Below are 19,224 nucleotides of genomic sequence, written 5' to 3' on the forward strand. Positions count from 1 at the left end.
TCCGTCACGTACGACCGGGAAATCCCGGGACTACAGACCGGCGGCCTTCTTCAGGGCGTCCACGCGGTCGGTGCGCTCCCAGGTGAAGTCCGGCAGCTCACGGCCGAAGTGGCCGTAGGCGGCGGTCTGGGAGTAGATCGGGCGGAGCAGGTCGAGGTCGCGGATGATCGCGGCCGGGCGGAGGTCGAAGACCTCGGCGATGGCGTTCTCGATCTTCTCGTTGTCGACGGTGTTGGTACCGAAGGTCTCGACGAAGAGACCGACGGGCTCGGCCTTGCCGATCGCGTAGGCGACCTGGACCTCGCAGCGCGAGGCGAGGCCCGCGGCGACGACGTTCTTGGCGACCCAGCGCATGGCGTAGGCGGCCGAGCGGTCGACCTTCGACGGGTCCTTGCCGGAGAAGGCACCGCCGCCGTGGCGGGCCATGCCGCCGTAGGTGTCGATGATGATCTTGCGACCGGTGAGGCCGGCGTCGCCCATCGGGCCGCCGATCTCGAAGCGGCCGGTCGGGTTCACGAGGAGGCGGTAGCCCTCGGTGTCGAGCTTGATGCCGTCGTCGATGAGCTGCTTGAGCACGTACTCGACGACGAACTCGCGGATGTCGGGCGCGAGCAGCGACTCAAGGTCGATGTCGGAGGCGTGCTGCGAGGAGACGACGACCGTGTCGAGACGGACGGCCCTGTCGCCGTCGTACTCGATGGTGACCTGGGTCTTGCCGTCGGGACGCAGGTACGGGATGGTGCCGTTCTTGCGGACCTCGGTCAGGCGGCGCGACAGCCGGTGCGCGATGTGGATCGGCAGCGGCATCAGCTCGGGGGTCTCGTTCGACGCGTAGCCGAACATCAGGCCCTGGTCGCCGGCGCCCTGCTTGTCCAGCTCGTCCTCATCGCCCTCGACCCGCTTCTCGTACGCGGTGTCGACACCCTGCGCGATGTCCGGGGACTGCGATCCGATGGACACCGACACGCCGCAGGAGGCGCCGTCGAAGCCCTTCTTCGAGGAGTCGTAGCCGATCTCGAGGATCTTGTTCCGGACCAGGGTGGGGATGTCCGCCCACGCCTTGGTGGTCACCTCGCCGGCGACGTGCACCAGGCCCGTGGTGATCAGCGTCTCGACGGCGACGCGCGAGGTGGGGTCCTCTCGCAGCAGTGCGTCGAGGATGGTGTCGCTGATCTGGTCAGCGATCTTGTCGGGGTGACCCTCGGTGACGGACTCCGAGGTGAACAGACGACGGGACACAACGCTCCCTGGGGTTGCAGCGGCTGCTGGCTACTCGATACGGACCGGCAGGGGGCTGCGCCCCGCGACGTTCCACGAACAGTCTATCGGTCACGGTCGGGCAATGGACCAGGTGTCTCGACTGGCGAATGGTCGAAGGCGCACGGAATCGGCCTCCGGCGCGGCGGAGACGCCTCTTCGAGTGGGGCGTAAATCACTCGGGAGTCGGCGTTTCTCGTCTCTTCCGGGTGAGATCACGCCAAGATCGCACTCCGGTCACGAAGCACGCGATCCGTCAGGTTCCGGAGCGCAGCCGCGGCAGGACCAGGTCCCAGACCGTCTCCGCCAGCGCCTCCTTCGGCCCGTACGGTACGGGAGTCTCGGCGCCGTCCGCCGCGAGCACCACGGCCTCGTTCTCCTCGGAGCCGAAGGTCTTGCGCTCCCCCACCTCGTTGACGACGAGCAGGTCGCATCCCTTGCGGCGGAGCTTCTCGCGCCCGTTGGCGAGGACGTCGTCGGTCTCGGCGGCGAAACCGACGACCACCTGGCCCGGCAGGGCGCGGTCGGCGGAGAGCTCGGCGAGGACGTCGGGGTTGCGGACGAGTTCGACCGTCGGCGCTCCCCCGTCGTCCTTCTTCTTGATCTTCCCCGTGGCGTAGACGGCCGGGCGGAAGTCGGCGACGGCGGCGGCCATCACCACGGCGTCGGCGTCCGCCGCCGCCTTGAGGACGGCCTCGCGGAGCTGGACGGCGGTGCCGACGTGGACCACGTCGACGCCGGCGGGGTCGGCGATGCCGGTGTTGGCCTCGACGAGCGTGACGCGGGCGCCGCGCGCGGCCGCGGCCTTGGCGAGGGCGTACCCCTGCTTGCCGGAGGAGCGGTTGCCCAGGTAGCGGACGGGGTCGAGGGGCTCGCGCGTGCCGCCGGCGCTGACCACGACATGACGCCCCGCGAGGTCGGGGGTTGCGGTGCCGCGCGCCAGGATCCTCCGGCAGACCTCGAAGATCTCGCCGGGGTCGGGCAGCCGGCCCTTGCCGGTGTCGACGCCGGTGAGCCGCCCGACGGCCGGCTCGATGACGACGGCGCCACGGCGGCGCAGGGTGGCCACGTTCTCCTGGGTCGCCGGGTGCTCCCACATCTCGGTGTGCATGGCGGGGGCGAAGACGACGGGACAGCGCGCGGTGAGCAGCGTGTTGGTGAGGAGGTCGTCGGCGAGGCCGTGGGCGGCCTTGGCGAGCATGTCGGCGGTGGCGGGGGCGACGACGACGAGGTCGGCGCCCTGGCCGATCCGTACGTGCGGGACCTCGTGGACGGACTCCCACACCTCGGTCGAGACGGGGTGACCGGAGAGGGCGGACCAGGTCGCCGCGCCGACGAAGTGGAGGGCGGAGTCGGTGGGCACGACGCGGACGTCGTGGCCCGACTCGGTCAGCCTGCGCAGCAGCTCGCACGCCTTGTACGCGGCGATGCCGCCGCTGACCCCCAGAACGACCTTCGGCTTCGTCACCACTGCCACTCACTCCCCGCACTCGGATGCGTACGTCTCCATGAGACACCACAGGCCCGGCGGATGTTCCGCCGGGCCTGTGGTGACAAGCGTTACGTGCTGTACCTGCTGTACGTGCTTACTGCGCCGGGCCCTCGATGGCCTCGGACGTCAGCAGACCCGCGTTGATCTCCCGCAGGGCGATCGAGAGCGGCTTCTCGTGGACGTGGGTGTCGACGAGCGGACCCACGTACTCCAGCAGGCCCTCGCCGAGCTGGGAGTAGTACGCGTTGATCTGGCGCGCGCGCTTGGCGGCGTAGATCACGAGGCTGTACTTCGAGTCGGTTGCCTCGAGCAGCTCGTCGATCGGCGGGTTGATGATGCCCTCGGGCGCAGTCATCGAAGAGGACACGCTCTACCTTCCGAAGATGGAGAAAAGATTTTCAGACAATGCTGTGGGGTTTGGGGTCCCGCGGCGTCAGCCGCTGATGTCCGGGTCCCCGGAAGACAGCACCATCAACGTTAGCAGCTCGCGCGCGACGTCCTCGACGGAGGTGTTGACGAGCGTGGTGTCGAACTCCGCCTCGGCGGCCAGCTCGATCTTCGCGGCCGCCAGCCGGCGCTCGATCACCTCGGGCGACTCGGTGCCGCGGCCGGTGAGCCGGCGGACCAGCTCCTCCCAGCTCGGCGGGGCCAGGAAGACCAGCTGCGAGTCGGGCATCGAGTCCTTGACCTGACGCGCTCCCTGGAGGTCGATCTCCAGGAGCACGGGCTCGCCGGAGTCGAGGCGGTCGAGGACCGCGCCTCGCGGGGTGCCGTAGCGGTTGCCCGCGAACTCGGCCCATTCGAGGAGTTCACCGTTGGCGATCAGCTTGTCGAACTCGTCGTCCGTGACGAAGAAATAGTGGACGCCGTGCTTCTCGCCGGGGCGGGGCTTCCGTGTCGTGGCCGACACCGAGAGCCAGACCTCGGGGTGGACCTTGCGCATATGAGCGACGACCGTGCTCTTACCGACCCCTGAGGGGCCGGAGAGCACGGTCAGCCGCGGACGTACCTCTGCTGCCATGCAGCGATTATTCCAGCTTTACCGGTGTGCCCGGGACGCGAGTCCCGGATCAGGCGCCGGTGCTGCCGAACTCGCGCTCCAGGGAGGCGATCTGGTTGGAGCCGAGCCCACGGACGCGGCGGCTCTCGGAGATGCCGAGGCGCTCCATGATCTGCTTGGCGCGGACCTTGCCCACGCCGGGCAGGGACTCGAGCAACGCGGAGACCTTCATCTTGCCGATGACGTCGTTCTCCTGGCCGGTCTTGATGACCTCGTGAAGCGAGGCGCCGGAGTGCTTGAGTCGATTCTTGATCTCGGCCCGCTCCCGGCGAGCCGCGGCGGCCTTCTCGAGCGCGGCTGCGCGCTGTTCAGGGGTAAGGGGCGGAAGAGCCACGCCTACGTCACCTCGGATGTCGATCTGTCGGATACGGACCGGTGAGGAACCTAGCGCCCCACACCAGTGGAGCAACGTGCAACGGAGTGGCCGTTGAACGCCTGCTCTGCCCCGGAGACTAGCGGCCGAGGCCGCTCCAGTCAGCGAGAACAGCGGAAAAGTCCTGGTCAGCATCGACCGACCGGGACTTTTCCGGCAAAACGACCCGGTTTTGAGACAAGATTTCGTCAAGTAGTGAGACGGCCCGGCGGAACGAGTCGTCCCACCGGGCCGATCCGCTCCGACCTGCGGATTGACCGCGAGGCCGGCGCGGAGCCGGTTACGCGCCGACGGCCGCGCGGATCTCGTCCGCGTACCGGTCCGCCGAGGCCCGCAGGGCGGACACGTCCGGACCGTGACGCAGAACACCCCGACTGACGTTCGGTACGACGTTGCGGACCGCCGCGCCGAAGACGGCGGGGAGGTCCGCCGGCGTCGCGCCCTGGGCGCCGATGCCCGGCGCGAGGAGCGGGCCGTTGATGTCCAGGTCGAAGGAGGACAGGTCGCCGAGGGTGGCGCCGACGACCGCGCCGAAGGAGCCCATGGGGGTCTCCCCCGCGTTCTCCTCGGCGAGGTGGGCCAGCATGGTCGCGCCGATGGTCCGGCCGTCCTCGCGGACGGCCCGCTGGACCTCCGCGCCCTCCGGGTTCGAGGTGAGCGCCAGGACGAAGAGACCGGCGCCGGACTCCCGTGCCAGGTCGACGGCCGGCTTCAGGGAGCCGTAGCCGAGGTACGGGGAGACCGTCAGCGCGTCGGAGAAGAGCGGGGAGTCCTTGCTGAGGAAGGCCTCCGCGTACGCGGCCATCGTGGAGCCGATGTCGCCGCGCTTGGCGTCCATGACGACCAGGCCGCCGGCCGCGCGCAGGTCGGAGACGGCACGCTCCAGGACGGCGATGCCGCGCGAGCCGAAGCGCTCGAAGAAGGCGGCCTGCGGCTTGAAGACGGCCACGGAACCGGCGAGCGCCTCGACGACGGTGAAGGTGAAGCGCTCCAGGCCCGCGATGTCGTCGGACAGGCCCCAGGAGTCGAGCAGGGCGGCGTGCGGGTCGATGCCGACGCAGAGGGGGCCGCGCTCGTCCATGGCGGAGCGCAGGCGGGTACCGAATGTCAGGGGCCGCCCGGAGGGCGTCGGTGAGGGGCGGTGGTCGGGCGACGGGAGGGCGGTCACTTGGCGGCCTTTCGGGAGTCGGCGCCGACGGCCTCGGCGAGGGTGGCGTACGGGGAGGCCGCGAGGCGCGCGGCGAGGCCCTTGTGGATCGCGCGGGCGTAGAACGGGCCCTCGTAGATGAAGGCGCTGTAGCCCTGGATCAGGGTGGCGCCGGCGAGGATGCGCTGCCAGGCGTCCTCGGCGTTCTCGATGCCGCCGACGCCCACCAGGACCAGCCGGTCCCCCACGCGCGCGTGGAGGCGGCGCAGGACGGCCAGGGAGCGCTCCTTGACGGGCGCGCCGGACAGGCCGCCGGTCTCCTTGACCAGAGCCGGGTCCGAGGTCAGGCCGAGGCCCTCGCGGGCGATGGTGGTGTTGGTGGCGATGATGCCGTCGAGGCCGAGCTCCAGGGCGAGGTCGGCGACCGCGTCGACGTCCTCGTCGGCCAGGTCGGGGGCGATCTTGACGAGGAGGGGGACGCGGCGGTCGGTGACCGCGCGGTCGGCCGCCTCCCGTACCGCCGTGAGCAGCGGGCGGAGGGACTCGGTGGCCTGGAGGTTGCGCAGCCCGGGGGTGTTCGGCGAGGAGACGTTCACGACGAGGTAGTCCGCGTGCGCGGCGAGGCGCTCGGTGGACTTCACGTAGTCGGCGGCGGCCTCGGCCTCCGGGACGACCTTGGTCTTGCCGATGTTGACGCCCACGACGGTCCTGAAGACCGGCACGCGCGCGTGGAGGCGGTCGGCGACGGCGGCGGATCCCTCGTTGTTGAAGCCCATGCGGTTGATCAGGGCGCGGTCCGGGACCAGTCGGAAGAGGCGCTTCTTGGGGTTGCCGGGCTGGGCCTCGCCGGTGACCGTGCCGATCTCGACGTGGTCGAAGCCGAGCATGGCCATGCCGTCGATGGCGACGGCGTTCTTGTCGAAGCCGGCCGCGAGGCCGAAGGGGCCGTGCATCCGCAGGCCGAGGGCCTCGGTGCGCAGCTCCTTGTACCGGGGGGCGAGGACGGCGGCGACGAAGGTCCGCAGGACGGGGACGCGGGCGGCGAAGCGGATCCACCGGAAGGCCAGGTAGTGGGCCTTCTCGGGGTCCATGCGCTTGAAGACGAGGTCGAAGAAGAACTTGTACATGGAGCCGAATCCCTCGTGTGAGTGATGGTGTAGAGCGCCGCCACGGCTCTACGCTGCCCACACCCGGCACCCAAATGTCGGGGCTACCGCCGGGCTGGCGGGAAGTGATGTCTGTGGAGCCGGTGTAAGACCGTTGGACAGTTCCCTGTCCCTCGCCTTAACCGGGACGGCGGTCGGCGTCGAAGCAGAAAGACCCGCGGGTGACCGTCGGGATCCGCCCGCACTGGGCGGAAGAGGTCAAGAAGAGGGGGACACCGTCGTGCCATCCGGTGTCCCCCTGATTCTCACCCGCTGCTAGTCGCGGGCCGCGGTCAGATGCTCCGCGTGTTCCTGGAGCGAGCGGACGCCGACGTCGCCGTGGTTGAGCGCGTCGATGCCCTGGACGGCCGCGGCGAGCGCCTGGACCGTGGTGAGGCACGGGACGCTGCGCGCCACCGCTGCCGTACGGATCTCGTAGCCGTCGAGGCGGCCACCGGTGCCGTACGGCGTGTTGACGATCAGGTCGACCTGGCCGTCGTGGATCAGCTGGACGATCGTCTTCTCGCCGTTCGGGCCCTCGCCCTCGCTGAGCTTGCGGACGACGGTGGCGTTGATGCCGTTGCGCTTGAGGACCTCGGCGGTGCCGGAGGTGGCCAGCAGCTCGAAGCCGTGGGCGACGAGTTCGCGGGCCGGGAAGATCATCGAGCGCTTGTCGCGGTTGGCGACGGAGATGAACGCGCGGCCCTTGGTGGGCAGCGGGCCGTAGGCGCCGGCCTGCGACTTGGCGTAGGCCGTGCCGAAGACCGCGTCGATGCCCATGACCTCGCCGGTGGAGCGCATCTCCGGGCCGAGGACGGTGTCGACGCCGCGGCCGTGGATGTCGCGGAAGCGCGACCACGGCATGACGGCCTCCTTGACGGAGATCGGCGCGTCGATCGGCAGGGTGCCGCCGTCGCCGTTCTTCGGCAGCAGGCCCTCGGCGCGCAGTTCGGCGATGGTGGCGCCCAGCGAGATGCGGGCGGCGGCCTTCGCGAGCGGCACGGCGGTCGCCTTCGAGGTGAAGGGGACGGTCCGGGAGGCGCGGGGGTTCGCCTCGAGCACGTACAGGATGTCGCCGGCCATGGCGAACTGGATGTTGATCAGGCCGCGGACGCCGACGCCCTTGGCGATCGCCTCGGTGGAGATGCGCAGGCGCTTGATGTCGAAGCCGCCGAGGGTGATCGGGGGCAGGGCGCAGGCCGAGTCGCCGGAGTGGATGCCGGCCTCCTCGATGTGCTCCATGACGCCGCCGAGGTAGAGCTCCTCGCCGTCGTAGAGCGCGTCGACGTCGATCTCGATGGCGTCGTCGAGGAAGCGGTCGACCAGGACCGGCCGGGTGGGGCTGATCTCGGTGGACTCGGCGATGTACGACTCCAGCCGGGTCTCGTCGTAGACGATCTCCATGCCGCGGCCGCCGAGCACGTACGAGGGGCGTACGAGGACGGGGTAGCCGATCTCGTCGGCGATGGCCTTGGCGCCGGCGAAGGTGGTCGCGGTGCCGTGCTTCGGGGCGGGGAGGCCGGCCTCGGCGAGGACCTGGCCGAAGGCGCCGCGGTCCTCGGCGGCGTGGATGGCCTCCGGCGGGGTGCCGACGACCGGCACGCCGTTGTCCTTGAGCGCCTGCGCCAGGCCCAGCGGGGTCTGGCCGCCGAGCTGGACGACGACACCGGCGACGGGGCCGGCGAGGGTCTCGGCGTGGACGATCTCCAGCACGTCCTCGAGCGTCAGCGGCTCGAAGTACAGGCGGTCGGAGGTGTCGTAGTCCGTCGAGACGGTCTCGGGGTTGCAGTTGACCATCACGGTCTCGTAGCCGGCGTCGCTGAGCGCGAAGGAGGCGTGGACGCAGGAGTAGTCGAACTCGATGCCCTGGCCGATGCGGTTCGGGCCGGAGCCCAGGATGATCACCGCGGGCTTGGTGCGCGGCGCGACCTCGCTCTCCTCGTCGTACGAGGAGTAGAAGTACGGGGTCTTGGCGGCGAACTCGGCGGCGCAGGTGTCGACCGTCTTGTAGACCGGGCGGACGCCGAGGGCGTGCCGGACCTCGCGGACGACGTCCTCGCGCAGGCCGCGGATCTCGGCGATCTGGGCGTCGGAGAAGCCGTGGCGCTTGGCCTCGGCCAGGATCTCGGGGTCGAGCTTCTCGGCGCCGGCCAGCTCGTCGGCGATCTCCTTGATCAGGAAGAGCTGGTCGACGAACCACGGGTCGATCTTCGTGGCGTCGAAGACCTCCTGCGGGGTGGCGCCGGCGCGGATGGCCTGCATGACGGTGTTGATGCGGCCGTCGGTCGGGCGGACCGACTCGCGCAGGAGCTCGTCCTTGTCACCGGGCTCGCCGACGAAGGTGAACTGCGAGCCCTTCTTCTCCAGGGAGCGCAGGGCCTTCTGGAGCGCCTCGGTGAAGTTGCGGCCGATCGCCATGGCCTCGCCGACCGACTTCATGGTCGTGGTCAGCGTGGAGTCGGCGGAGGGGAACTTCTCGAAGGCGAAGCGCGGGGCCTTGACGACGACGTAGTCGAGCGTGGGCTCGAAGGACGCCGGGGTCTTCTCCGTGATGTCGTTCGGGATCTCGTCCAGCGTGTAGCCGACGGCGAGACGGGCCGCGATCTTCGCGATCGGGAAGCCGGTCGCCTTGGAGGCGAGCGCCGAGGAGCGGGAGACGCGCGGGTTCATCTCGATGACGATGATCCGGCCGTCGACCGGGTCGATCGCGAACTGGATGTTGCAGCCGCCGGTGTCGACGCCGACCTCGCGGATGATCGCGATGCCGATGTCGCGCAGCCGCTGGTACTCGCGGTCGGTGAGCGTCATCGCCGGGGCGACGGTGATCGAGTCACCGGTGTGGACGCCCATCGGGTCGAAGTTCTCGATGGAGCAGACGACCACGACGTTGTCGTTCTTGTCGCGCATCAGCTCCAGCTCGTACTCCTTCCAGCCGAGGATGGACTCCTCGAGGAGCACCTCGGTGGTCGGGGAGAGCGTGAGGCCCTGGCCGGCGATGCGGCGCAGCTCTTCCTCGTCGTGGGCGAAGCCGGAACCGGCGCCGCCCATCGTGAAGGAGGGGCGGACGACGACGGGGTAGCCGCCGAGCGTCTCGACGCCCTGGATCACGTCGTCCATGGTGTGGCAGATGACCGAGCGGGCGGACTCGCCGTAGCCGATCTTGGCCTTGACGGCCTCGACGACACCCTTGAAGAGGTCGCGGTCCTCGCCCTTGTTGATCGCCTCGACGTTGGCGCCGATGAGCTCGACGCCGTACTTCTCCAGGACGCCCTGCTCGTGCATGGAGATCGCGGTGTTGAGCGCGGTCTGGCCGCCGAGGGTCGGCAGGAGGGCGTCGGGGCGCTCCTTGGCGATGATCTTCTCGACGAACTCGGGGGTGATCGGCTCGACGTACGTGGCGTCGGCGATCTCCGGGTCGGTCATGATCGTGGCCGGGTTGGAGTTGACCAGGATGACCCGCAGGCCCTCGGCCTTGAGGATGCGGCAGGCCTGGGTGCCGGAGTAGTCGAACTCTGCGGCCTGTCCGATGACGATCGGGCCGGAGCCGATGACCAGGACGGACTGGATATCGGTGCGCTTAGGCACGCTCGGCCTCCATCAGGGATACGAAGCGGTCGAAGAGGTACGCGGCGTCGTGCGGGCCCGCGGCCGCCTCGGGGTGGTACTGGACGGAGAAGGCCGGCTGGTCGAGCAGCCTGAGGCCTTCGACGACGTCGTCGTTCAGGCAGACGTGGGAGACCTCGGCACGCCCGAAGGGGGTGTCGGAGACCTTGTCGAGGGGCGCGTCGACGGCGAAGCCGTGGTTGTGCGCGGTGACCTCGACCTTGCCGGTGGTGCGGTCCTGGACCGGCTGGTTGATGCCGCGGTGGCCGTACTTCAGCTTGTAGGTGCCGAAGCCGAGGGCGCGGCCGAGGATCTGGTTGCCGAAGCAGATGCCGAAGAGCGGGGTCTTGCGCTCCAGGACGGCGCTCATGACGGCGACGGGGCCGTCGGCCGTGGCCGGGTCGCCCGGGCCGTTGGAGAAGAAGACACCGTCGGGGTTGACGGCGTAGATGTCCTCGACGGCGGCGGTGGCGGGCAGCACGTGGACCTCGATGCCGCGCTCGGCCATCCGGTGCGGGGTCATGCCCTTGATGCCGAGGTCGACGGCGGCGACGGTGAACTTCTTGGTGCCGATCGCGGGGACGACGTACGTCTCCTTGGTGGCGACCTCGGCGGAGAGGTTCGCGCCCTTCATCTGGGGCTGCTCCTGGACCTTGGCCAGCAGGGCCTCGTCACGGACGCCGTCCCAGGCCGCGCCGGAGAAGATGCCGACGCGCATGGCGCCGCGCTCGCGCAGGTGGCGGGTGAGGGCGCGGGTGTCGATGCCGGAGATGCCGACGACGCCCTGGCGCTCCAGCTCCTCGTCCAGCGAGCGCTGGGCGCGCCAGTTGGAGGAGACGCGGGCGGGGTCGCGGACGACGTAGCCGGAGACCCAGATGCGGCCGGACTCGGGGTCCTCGTCGTTGACGCCGGTGTTGCCGACGTGCGGGGCGGTCATGACGACGACCTGGCGGTGGTACGACGGGTCGGTGAGGGTCTCCTGGTAGCCGGTCATGCCGGTGGAGAACACGGCCTCGCCGAAGGTCTCCCCCACGGCCCCGTAGGCGCGGCCGCGGAAGATGCGGCCGTCCTCCAGGACGAGTACGGCGGGAGTCGCCTTCTGCCTCTGAGAGGCGTCTCCCTGGATGGAGGTCGTCATCGTGCGATGCCTTCCGTCGTGGTTGCGTGGTTCATGGAGTTGAGGGCCTCGACCCAGGCGGTGTGCTCGGCCGCCCGGTCGGAGCGGAAGCCGGAGTCGAGCAGCTTCTCGCCGTGGGCCCAGGTGACGATCAGGAGACCGCCCTCGGCGAGGACCTTGCCGGCGATGCCCTTGTCGAGACGGGCCTCGCGCAGGGCCGCCGCCGGGATGAAGAAGTCGTTCGCCCCGGGGCGTACGACCGCGATCCCCGCGTCGGTGAGCGTGAGCTCGACGCGGCTGCGGGTGCCGAGGCCGTGGGCGACGATCCGGTCGAGCCACTGCCCGGCGGTCGTGGACCCGTGGTAGCGCCCGCTGAGGGTCAGTTTCGCCGGACCGGCGGTCTCCGGCGCGGTGGGCAGCTCGGGCAGGTCCGACTGGAGGCTGCCGCGCCACTTCCATCCCTGGCGCATCAGCCAGTAGACGAAGGCGATGAAGAGCAGCAGTCCGGCGACCCAGCCGAGGCGGTCGGCCCAGTCGGTCACCTCCGCCGACTTCTGTTCCGCCTCTGCGGCGATTGCGATGAGTGGTGTCACGCCAGCTTCCCGTCCACGACCGTTGCCCGGCCCCGCAGGATGGTGTGGGTGACGCGTCCCGGCAGCTCACGACCCTCGTAGGGGGTGTTGCGGCTGCGGGAGGCGAAGTCCGCGGGGTCCACGACACCACGGTAAGCCGGATCGACCAGCGTCAGGTTCGCGGGCTCACCAGCCGAGACGGGTCGTCCGTGGCCCTTGGCCCGTCCGATGCGGGCGGGCGCGAAGGACATGCGGTCGGCGACGCCGGCCCAGTCGAGGAGGCCGGTCTCGACCATCGTCTGCTGGACGACGGAGAGCGCGGTCTCCAGGCCGACCATGCCCATGGCGGCCGCGGCCCACTCGCAGTCCTTGTCCTCGTGCGGGTGCGGGGCGTGGTCGGTGGCGACGATGTCGATCGTGCCGTCGGCCAGCGCCTCGCGCAGCGCGAGGACGTCCTTCTCGGTGCGCAGCGGCGGGTTGACCTTGTAGACGGGGTTGTACGAGCGGACCAGCTCGTCCGTGAGGAGGAGGTGGTGCGGGGTGACCTCGGCGGTGACGTCGATGCCGCGGGACTTGGCCCAGCGGACGATCTCGACGGAGCCGGCGGTGGAGAGGTGGCAGATGTGGACGCGGGAGCCGACGTGCTCGGCGAGGAGGACGTCGCGCGCGATGATCGACTCCTCGGCCACGGCCGGCCAGCCGCCGAGGCCGAGCTCGGCGGAGACGATGCCCTCGTTCATCTGGGCGCCCTCGGTGAGGCGGGGCTCCTGGGCGTGCTGGGCGACGACGCCGTCGAAGGCCTTCACGTACTCCAGGGCGCGGCGCATGATCACGGCGTCGTCGACGCACTTGCCGTCGTCGGAGAAGACGGTGACACCGGCGGCGGAGTCGTGCATGGCGCCGAGCTCGGCGAGCTTCTTGCCCTCCAGGCCGACGGTGACGGCGCCGATGGGCTGGACGTCGCAGTAGCCGGACTCCTTGCCGAGCCGGTAGACCTGCTCGACGACGCCGGCGGTGTCGGCGACCGGGTGGGTGTTGGCCATGGCGAAGACGGCGGTGTAGCCGCCGGAGGCGGCGGCGCGGGTGCCGGTGAGGACGGTCTCGGAGTCCTCGCGGCCGGGCTCGCGCAGGTGGGTGTGGAGGTCGACCAGGCCGGGCAGCAGGATCCGGCCCTCGGCCTCGATGACCGTCGCGCCCTCGGCCGACAGGCCCGTACCGACCGCCGCGATGGTCTCGCCGTCGATCAGGACGTCCTGGACCTCGCCGCCGAGCACCTGCGCACCACGGATAAGAATCTTGCTCATGGTTACTTGCTCTCCTCGGTGCGGGTGGTGCTGGGGGCGGGGGCGGCGGAGTCGTTGCCGCCGAGCAGCAGATAGAGGACGGCCATCCGGATCGAGACGCCGTTGGCGACCTGCTCGATCACCGTGCAGCGGTCGGAGTCGGCGACCTCCGCGGTGATCTCCATGCCGCGGACCATCGGCCCGGGGTGCATGACGATGGCGTGCTCGGGCATCTTCGCCATCCGGTCGCCGTCGAGCCCGTAGCGGCGCGAGTACTCGCGCTCGGTGGGGAAGAAGGCCGCGTTCATCCGCTCGCGCTGCACACGCAGCATCATCACCGCGTCGGACTTCGGCAGCACGCTGTCGAGGTCGTACGAGATCTCGCAGGGCCAGGTCTCGACGCCGACGGGGACCAGGGTCGGCGGGGCCACCAGGGTGACCTCGGCGCCGAGGGTGTGCAGCAGGTCGACGTTGGAGCGGGCGACGCGGCTGTGCAGGACGTCGCCGACGATCGTGATGCGCCGGCCGTTCAGGTCCTTGCCGAGGCCCGCGTCACGGCCGACCAGCCGGCGGCGCATGGTGAAGGCGTCCAGGAGGGCCTGGGTGGGGTGCTGGTGGGTGCCGTCGCCGGCGTTGACGACGGGGGCGTCGATCCAGCCGGAGGTGGCGAGGCGGTACGGGGCCCCGGAGGCGCCGTGCCGGATGACGACCGCGTCGACGCCCATGGCCTCCAGGGTCTGCGCGGTGTCCTTGAGGGACTCGCCCTTGGAGACGCTGGAGCCCTTGGCCGCGAAGTTGATCACATCGGCGGAGAGGCGCTTCTCGGCGGCCTCGAAGGAGATCCGGGTCCGGGTGGAGTCCTCGAAGAAGAGGTTGCAGATGGTCCGGCCGCGCAGGGCGGGCAGCTTCTTGATGGGCCGGTCGGCGACCCGGGCCATCTCCTCCGCGGTGTCGAGGATCAGGACGGCGTCGTCGCGGCTGAGGTCGGCGGCCGAGATGAGGTGGCGCATCATCGGGGTTTCACTCCGTGGTGGGGAGGTGTGAGGGCATGCGGGGGCGCAGGGGGGTGCCCCGGCCCCGCGGGGAAGCCGGTCCGGCTAGGAGGCGGTCTGGGTACCGAGCAGGACGGTGTCGCGACCGTCTTCCTCGGCGAGCTGGACCTTGACCGTCTCCCGCAGCGACGTGGGGAGGTTCTTGCCGACGTAGTCGGCGCGGATCGGAAGTTCACGGTGGCCGCGGTCGACGAGGACCGCGAGCTGGACGGCGCGCGGGCGGCCGATGTCGCCGAGGGCGTCGAGGGCGGCGCGGATGGTGCGGCCGGAGAAGAGCACGTCGTCGACGAGGACGACGAGGCGGCCGTCGATGCCGTCGCCGGGGATCTCGGTGCGACCGAGGGCACGTGCGGGCTTCAGCCGCAGGTCGTCCCGGTACATGGTGATGTCGAGGGAACCGACCGGGATCTTGGTGCCGGTGATCGATTCGAGCTTCTCGGCGAGCCGGCGGGCGAGGAAGACACCGCGGGTGGGAATACCGAGGAGGACCACGTCGTCGGCGCCCTTGGCGCGCTCGACGATCTCGTGGGCGATGCGGGTCAGGACCCGCGCGATGTCCTGGGCCTCGAGGACGGGCCGGGCTTCATCGCTGTGCTGCTGAGCGTCCATGATTAAACGGACCTCCTTCTCCGCCTCACGGGACGGTTCTTAAAGGACGTCGGATGTGCGGCTCCACACTACCAGGGGCGGGCGCTCGCGCTTCCGGAGCCCCGGGCGCCACCCCGGGCGCCACCCCGGCTCCGTCCCCCGGGAGGAGGCGGCACGGACCGTTCAGCTTGACGGGCGAGCGTAACGCTGCGTAACCTCACAGTGAGTTACCAGCCGCGCGGCGCAGCCGCATGTCGTCACAGCGTCCGGGAGCGTTATGTCCAGCGAATACGCAAAGCAGCTCGGGGCCAAACTCCGCGCCATCCGCACCCAGCAGGGTCTCTCCCTCCACGGGGTGGAGGAGAAGTCCCAGGGCCGCTGGAAGGCCGTGGTGGTCGGCTCCTACGAGCGTGGTGACCGCGCGGTGACCGTGCAGCGTCTCGCCGAGCTGGCCGACTTCTACGGGGTGCCGGTGCAGGAGCTCCTGCCGGGCACGACTCCGGGCGGGGCCGCCGAGCCGCCGCCGAAGCTCGTCCTGGACCTGGAGCGCCTCGCGCACGTCCCCCAGGAGAAGGCCGGCCCGCTGCAGCGCTACGCGGCGACGATCCAGTCGCAGCGCGGCGACTACAACGGCAAGGTGCTGTCGATCCGTCAGGACGACCTGCGCACGCTCGCCGTCATCTACGACCAGTCCCCCTCGGTCCTCACCGAGCAGCTGATCAGCTGGGGCGTCCTCGACGCGGACGCGCGCCGCGCCGTCGCCCACGAGGAGAACTGACTCTTCCGCTGCCCTTCCGAGGCAACAGCAGAAACGTACCGCCGGGCCCGTGGACGTCATCCGACGTCCACGGGCCCGGCGTCGTCGTGCGGCCTGCGCGGGCCTGGTGTCGGTGTCCGCGGCCTCCGACGAGGCCGGTATCGGTGTCCGGCCCGCACGGGGCCCGGTCATCGGTGTCCGGGGCCTGCACGGGCCGCTCAGGTCCTCCCGGAAGCCCGGCAGGCACCTTCCCGGACCCTCCGGAACCCGGCAGGCTCCTGCGGGACGTCCGCCCCCTCCGGAGCCGCCACGTCGCCCTCCTAGGGGGCGTCTTGTCGATCAGGCCGGATCAGGGAGCGGGGTCTGATCGACAAGACACCCCCTAGGGCCCGGACACGCCGAAGGGGCCCGCAGCACGAATGCTGCGGGCCCCTTCGGTGTGCCGGTGACGTCCTACGGACTCAGGCGTCCGCGTCCCGGCGCAGACGCGGCTTCAAGTCCTTGAAGCGCGCCAGCAGGCCGTTGACGAAGTTCGGGGACTCGTCGGTGGAGAACTCCTTGGCGAGCTGCACCGCCTCGTCGATCGCGACCGCGTCCGGCGTACCGTCCTCCCAGATCAGCTCGTACGCACCGAGGCGCACGATGTTCCGGTCGGCGACCGGCATCCGGTCGAGGTCCCAGTCCACCGCGTAGGTGGCGATGAGCTCGTCGATGCGGTGGACGTGCGACGCGTACCCCTCGACCAGCTGCATGGTGAAGTCGCTGACCGGCGGCTGACGGTCGTCCGACCGTGCGAGCCGGACCTGGTCCGCGAGGACCTCCTGCACGGAGGCGTCGCGCTGGTCGGCCTCGAAGAGGATCTGGAAGGCGCGCTTGCGGGCCTTGCTCCGAGCGGCCACGGTTAGCTGTTCACCCGGCCGAGGTAGTCGCTGGTGCGGGTGTCGACCTTGACCTTCTCACCGGTGGTGATGAAGAGCGGGACCTGGATCTCGTGACCGGTCTCCAGCTCGGCGGGCTTGGTGCCGCCGGTGGAGCGGTCGCCCTGGACGCCCGGGTCGGTGTGCTTGATCGTCAGGACGACGGCGGCGGGGAGCTCGACGTAGAGCACCGAGCCCTCGTGCTGCGCGACCGAGGCGGTGAAGCCCTCGATCAGGAAGTTGGCGGCGTCGCCGACCGACTTGCGGTCGACGTGCAGCTGGTCGTACGTCTCCTCGTCCATGAAGACGAAGTAGTCGCCGTCCATGTAGGAGAACTGCATGTCGCGGCGGTCGATGGTGGCCGTCTCGACCTTCACACCGGCGTTGAAGGTCTTGTCGACGACCTTGCCGGACAGCACGTTCTTGAGCTTGGTGCGCACGAAGGCCGGGCCCTTGCCGGGCTTGACGTGCTGGAACTCGACGACGGACCAGAGCTGGCCGCCTTCGAGCTTGAGCACCATGCCGTTCTTGAGGTCGTTCGTGGAAGCCACGGTTGCGGAATCTCCTGGACTGACGTGGGACCGTGGAGGCCTGCGCGCCTTACAGCGCGAGCAGCTCCTTGGTCGTGATGGTGAGTAGCTCGGGTCCGCCGTCCGCCTCCTGGCGTACGACGAGCGTGTCATCGATCCGGACCCCGCCCCGGCCCGGGAGGTGGACCCCCGGTTCGACGGTGACCGGCACACAAGCGTCCAGTTTACCCATGGCCGAGGGTGACAACTGCGGGTCCTCGTCGATTTCGAGTCCCACCCCGTGCCCGGTGAGCGGCACGGCGGCCTCCGCGTGGCCTCCGGCGTCCAGGATCTGGCGGGCCGCCCGGTCCACGTCCCGGTACTCGGCGCCCGGTGCGAGGGACTCGCGACCGGCCCGCTGAGCGGCGAAGACGAGGTCGTACAACTCGATCTGCCAGTCGGCCGGAGTCGTACCGATCACGAAGGTGCGACCGATCTCGCACCGGTAGCCGCGGTAGTCGGCGCCCAGGCAGACGGAGAGGAAATCACCCTCCTCCACCCGGCGGTCGGTGGGCCGGTGCCGGCGGCGCCCGGAGTGCGGGCCGGTCGCCACGGAGGTGGGGAAGGCGGCCCCGTCGGCTCCGTGGTCGACGAGTCGCCGCTCCAGCTCCAGGGCGAGGTGGCGTTCGGTACGCCCCACGAGGATCGACTCCAGGAGCTCACCGAGTGCCTGGTCGGCGATCTCGGCGGCGATCCGCAGACAGGCGATCTCGTCCTCGTCCTTGACGATCCTGAGCTGTTCGACGGCGCAGGCCAGGTCGGCCAGGTGGAGGCCGGGCGCGACGGAGCCCATCGCACGGTGCCGCGCCACGGTCAGGTCGTGTTCCTCGACGGCGAGCGCGTCCGCGCCCGCCCGGCGGGCGAGATCGGCGGCCGCGACCGCCGGGTCGCCACCGCCCGCGGGGAGGACCTGCTGCCGGAGCAGCTCGTCGAGCCGTCCGTCGGCCGGCTCGCCGCCCGGCGCGACGGGGCAGAGCAGGACGTCCGCGGCCGGCTCCGTGCCGATGAGCAGGACGGCTCCGGGGGGTGAACCGCCCGCGAGATAGCGGACGTTGGCGGGGCGGGAGACCAAGGCCGCCGGGCTGCCCGCGGCCGCGCAGCGATCGCGCAGCCGTACACGGCGGTCCGCATACACCTCTGACATGCTCCGAGCCTACGAGGAGCCGGGCGCGGTGGCCTGTTCTGCGCGGCCGACCGAGCGGGACGCCCCCGGGGCCCGGCGGGTCACCAGGCGGGCGGGCTGGCTATCGCGCGGGCGAGGACGTCGTCGAGGACCCGCGCGGTGGTCTCGACGTCGTACGTGGAGTTGTCGATGATCGGCAGGCCCGAGCCGTACCAGCCGGCCATCCGGCCGTGGATGGCGGCGACCTCCTCGTCCGAGAGGCGCCGGTTGCCGCTGCGCTCCGCATTGCGCTCCAGGACGATCTCCAGGCCGGGCAGGAGCACCACCGGCAGCAGACCGGGGCCCACGTGGCGCTTCCAGCCGCCCAGGCCGACGACGGGCCGGTCCGGGAAGACCGCGTCGTCGACGATGCAGGAGATGCCGTTGGCGAGGAAGTTGCGCGCGGCGAAGCCGCAGGTGCGGCGGGCGAGCCGGTACTGGGCCTCGGAGTGCTCGTTCCACCCGGACTGCGGGTCGGCGAAGCCGGAGCAGACCCACTCGCGGACGTCGTCGAGGCTGATGTGCGCGGTGGGCACGCGGCGGCGCTGCGCCCAGTGGCGGGCGACGGTCGTCTTGCCGGCGCCGGCGGGGCCGATGAGCAGGACGGCGAGGGTCGCGGCGCCCGTTCCGCCGCCGTACTCCACGGGTGGTGCGAGAGGCATGCTCACGGGCGGCAGCGGGACGTGTCCGGTGAGGTCCGCGCGGTGCGGCTGCGGGGACGAGTGCTGCGGTACGGCTCCGGGGGCGCCCCACCCCGGCGCGGGCGGCGCGGGGTGCGGGGGCCGGGGAGCGCCTGCCTGGAGCATGGGGTGCACTCCGAGCCTGGACCCGGCGGTCGGCGCCGGGTACGGGGCGGGCTGCGGAGGCGCCGGCGGAACCTGCGGGTGCGCGCCCGGACCGGCCGCGGACCCCGCTGCGGAACCGGGAGCCACTCCGGGAGCAGGTCCCGGCCCAGGACCGCCCGCGGGACCTGCCACGGGGATGGGCGCAGGGCCGGGTGCCTGACCCGGTGACTGCTCGGGCGGTGGCAGCGGGCCCCCCACTGCTTGCTGCATCCGGTGGCACTCCGTCTCGTACGACTGACTGATGTATCCGGGACGCCGGAACGTTACCGCCCCCACCCCCCACAG

At 70.8% G+C, this 19,224-nt stretch carries 18 protein-coding genes; 1 reads left to right on the forward strand and 17 read right to left on the reverse strand.

What is annotated here, in order from left to right; genetic code table 11:
* Nucleotides 1–30: 30 nt before the first annotated feature.
* From metK to pyrR, 13 genes are all read right to left on the reverse strand, one after another.
* A complete protein-coding gene (metK, locus tag OG580_RS05690) occupies nucleotides 31–1,239 on the reverse strand; it encodes a methionine adenosyltransferase (protein WP_267042546.1) in 1,209 nt (402 codons plus the stop codon).
* A gap of 274 nt (nucleotides 1,240–1,513) precedes the next feature.
* Nucleotides 1,514–2,725, reverse strand: coding sequence for a bifunctional phosphopantothenoylcysteine decarboxylase/phosphopantothenate--cysteine ligase CoaBC (gene coaBC / locus OG580_RS05695; protein ID WP_267047905.1), 1,212 nt, complete (start codon nucleotides 2,723–2,725; stop codon nucleotides 1,514–1,516).
* Between the two features lie 118 nt (nucleotides 2,726–2,843).
* Nucleotides 2,844–3,116, reverse strand: a complete 273-nt coding sequence (rpoZ, locus tag OG580_RS05700) for a DNA-directed RNA polymerase subunit omega (RefSeq protein WP_017242218.1) — start codon at nucleotides 3,114–3,116, stop codon at nucleotides 2,844–2,846.
* 66 nt (nucleotides 3,117–3,182) lie between these two features.
* Nucleotides 3,183–3,770, reverse strand: coding sequence for a guanylate kinase (gene gmk / locus OG580_RS05705; protein WP_267042547.1), 588 nt, complete (start codon nucleotides 3,768–3,770; stop codon nucleotides 3,183–3,185).
* A 49-nt stretch (nucleotides 3,771–3,819) separates the two neighbouring features.
* Nucleotides 3,820–4,143 carry an integration host factor gene (locus tag OG580_RS05710; RefSeq protein WP_017242220.1) on the reverse strand — a complete coding sequence of 108 codons (324 nt, stop codon included), beginning with the start codon at nucleotides 4,141–4,143 and terminating at the stop codon, nucleotides 3,820–3,822.
* 319 nt (nucleotides 4,144–4,462) lie between these two features.
* Nucleotides 4,463–5,293 (reverse strand): orotidine-5'-phosphate decarboxylase, encoded by an 831-nt coding sequence (pyrF, locus tag OG580_RS05715; RefSeq protein ID WP_267047906.1) that lies wholly within the window; start codon nucleotides 5,291–5,293, stop codon nucleotides 4,463–4,465.
* A gap of 53 nt (nucleotides 5,294–5,346) precedes the next feature.
* Nucleotides 5,347–6,456, reverse strand: coding sequence for a quinone-dependent dihydroorotate dehydrogenase (locus OG580_RS05720; protein WP_267042548.1), 1,110 nt, complete (start codon nucleotides 6,454–6,456; stop codon nucleotides 5,347–5,349).
* 294 nt (nucleotides 6,457–6,750) lie between these two features.
* A complete protein-coding gene (gene carB / locus OG580_RS05725; RefSeq protein WP_267042549.1) occupies nucleotides 6,751–10,059 on the reverse strand; it encodes a carbamoyl-phosphate synthase large subunit in 3,309 nt (1,102 codons plus the stop codon).
* A complete protein-coding gene (gene carA, locus OG580_RS05730; protein ID WP_267042550.1) occupies nucleotides 10,052–11,215 on the reverse strand; it encodes a glutamine-hydrolyzing carbamoyl-phosphate synthase small subunit in 1,164 nt (387 codons plus the stop codon). Before carA ends, carB begins: the two co-directional genes overlap by 8 nt.
* A complete protein-coding gene (locus OG580_RS05735; RefSeq protein ID WP_267042551.1) occupies nucleotides 11,212–11,787 on the reverse strand; it encodes a hypothetical protein in 576 nt (191 codons plus the stop codon). The genes carA and OG580_RS05735 overlap by 4 nt, the downstream gene beginning before the upstream one ends.
* Complete coding sequence (locus OG580_RS05740; protein ID WP_267042552.1) at nucleotides 11,784–13,070, reverse strand: dihydroorotase; 1,287 nt, start codon at nucleotides 13,068–13,070, stop codon at nucleotides 11,784–11,786. Before OG580_RS05740 ends, OG580_RS05735 begins: the two co-directional genes overlap by 4 nt.
* Before the next feature lie 2 nt (nucleotides 13,071–13,072).
* The gene (locus OG580_RS05745) at nucleotides 13,073–14,062 is read right to left on the reverse strand and encodes an aspartate carbamoyltransferase catalytic subunit (RefSeq protein WP_267042553.1); all 990 of its coding nucleotides are present in this window, start codon (nucleotides 14,060–14,062) and stop codon (nucleotides 13,073–13,075) included.
* Between the two features lie 84 nt (nucleotides 14,063–14,146).
* Nucleotides 14,147–14,710 carry a bifunctional pyr operon transcriptional regulator/uracil phosphoribosyltransferase PyrR gene (gene pyrR / locus OG580_RS05750; RefSeq protein ID WP_267042554.1) on the reverse strand — a complete coding sequence of 188 codons (564 nt, stop codon included), beginning with the start codon at nucleotides 14,708–14,710 and terminating at the stop codon, nucleotides 14,147–14,149.
* Nucleotides 14,711–14,966: 256 nt separating this feature from the next.
* Between pyrR and bldD the strand changes: the two genes are divergently transcribed.
* Entirely contained in the window at nucleotides 14,967–15,467 is a 501-nt protein-coding gene (bldD, locus tag OG580_RS05755; protein ID WP_015032294.1) for a transcriptional regulator BldD, read from the forward strand.
* A 440-nt stretch (nucleotides 15,468–15,907) separates the two neighbouring features.
* On the opposite strand, the gene nusB is transcribed toward bldD, so the two are convergent.
* The 4 genes from nusB to OG580_RS05775 form a co-directional block, all read right to left on the reverse strand.
* Entirely contained in the window at nucleotides 15,908–16,345 is a 438-nt protein-coding gene (nusB, locus tag OG580_RS05760; protein WP_267042555.1) for a transcription antitermination factor NusB, read from the reverse strand.
* Nucleotides 16,346–16,347: 2 nt separating this feature from the next.
* Complete coding sequence (gene efp / locus OG580_RS05765; protein WP_024758650.1) at nucleotides 16,348–16,914, reverse strand: elongation factor P; 567 nt, start codon at nucleotides 16,912–16,914, stop codon at nucleotides 16,348–16,350.
* 49 nt (nucleotides 16,915–16,963) lie between these two features.
* Complete coding sequence (locus OG580_RS05770) at nucleotides 16,964–18,076, reverse strand: aminopeptidase P family protein (protein WP_267042556.1); 1,113 nt, start codon at nucleotides 18,074–18,076, stop codon at nucleotides 16,964–16,966.
* Between the two features lie 80 nt (nucleotides 18,077–18,156).
* Nucleotides 18,157–19,149 carry an AAA family ATPase gene (locus OG580_RS05775; RefSeq protein ID WP_267042557.1) on the reverse strand — a complete coding sequence of 331 codons (993 nt, stop codon included), beginning with the start codon at nucleotides 19,147–19,149 and terminating at the stop codon, nucleotides 18,157–18,159.
* Nucleotides 19,150–19,224 lie beyond the last annotated feature (75 nt).

The sequence above is a fragment of the Streptomyces sp. NBC_00094 genome, assembly GCF_026343125.1.
Lineage (GTDB): Bacteria > Actinomycetota > Actinomycetes > Streptomycetales > Streptomycetaceae > Streptomyces.

What these genes read in the sequence shown, in the direction of transcription:
- bldD (WP_015032294.1), top strand. Translation starts at nt 14,967, where the DNA reads ATGTCCAGCGAATACGCAAAGCAGCTCGGGGCCAAACTCCGCGCCATC.
- gmk (WP_267042547.1), bottom strand. Translation starts at nt 3,770, where the DNA reads ATGGCAGCAGAGGTACGTCCGCGGCTGACCGTGCTCTCCGGCCCCTCA.
- OG580_RS05745 (WP_267042553.1), bottom strand. Translation starts at nt 14,062, where the DNA reads ATGATGCGCCACCTCATCTCGGCCGCCGACCTCAGCCGCGACGACGCC.
- pyrR (WP_267042554.1), bottom strand. Translation starts at nt 14,710, where the DNA reads ATGGACGCTCAGCAGCACAGCGATGAAGCCCGGCCCGTCCTCGAGGCC.
- OG580_RS05740 (WP_267042552.1), bottom strand. Translation starts at nt 13,070, where the DNA reads ATGAGCAAGATTCTTATCCGTGGTGCGCAGGTGCTCGGCGGCGAGGTC.
- OG580_RS05770 (WP_267042556.1), bottom strand. Translation starts at nt 18,076, where the DNA reads ATGTCAGAGGTGTATGCGGACCGCCGTGTACGGCTGCGCGATCGCTGC.
- OG580_RS05775 (WP_267042557.1), bottom strand. Translation starts at nt 19,149, where the DNA reads ATGCAGCAAGCAGTGGGGGGCCCGCTGCCACCGCCCGAGCAGTCACCG.
- OG580_RS05720 (WP_267042548.1), bottom strand. Translation starts at nt 6,456, where the DNA reads ATGTACAAGTTCTTCTTCGACCTCGTCTTCAAGCGCATGGACCCCGAG.
- carA (WP_267042550.1), bottom strand. Translation starts at nt 11,215, where the DNA reads ATGACGACCTCCATCCAGGGAGACGCCTCTCAGAGGCAGAAGGCGACT.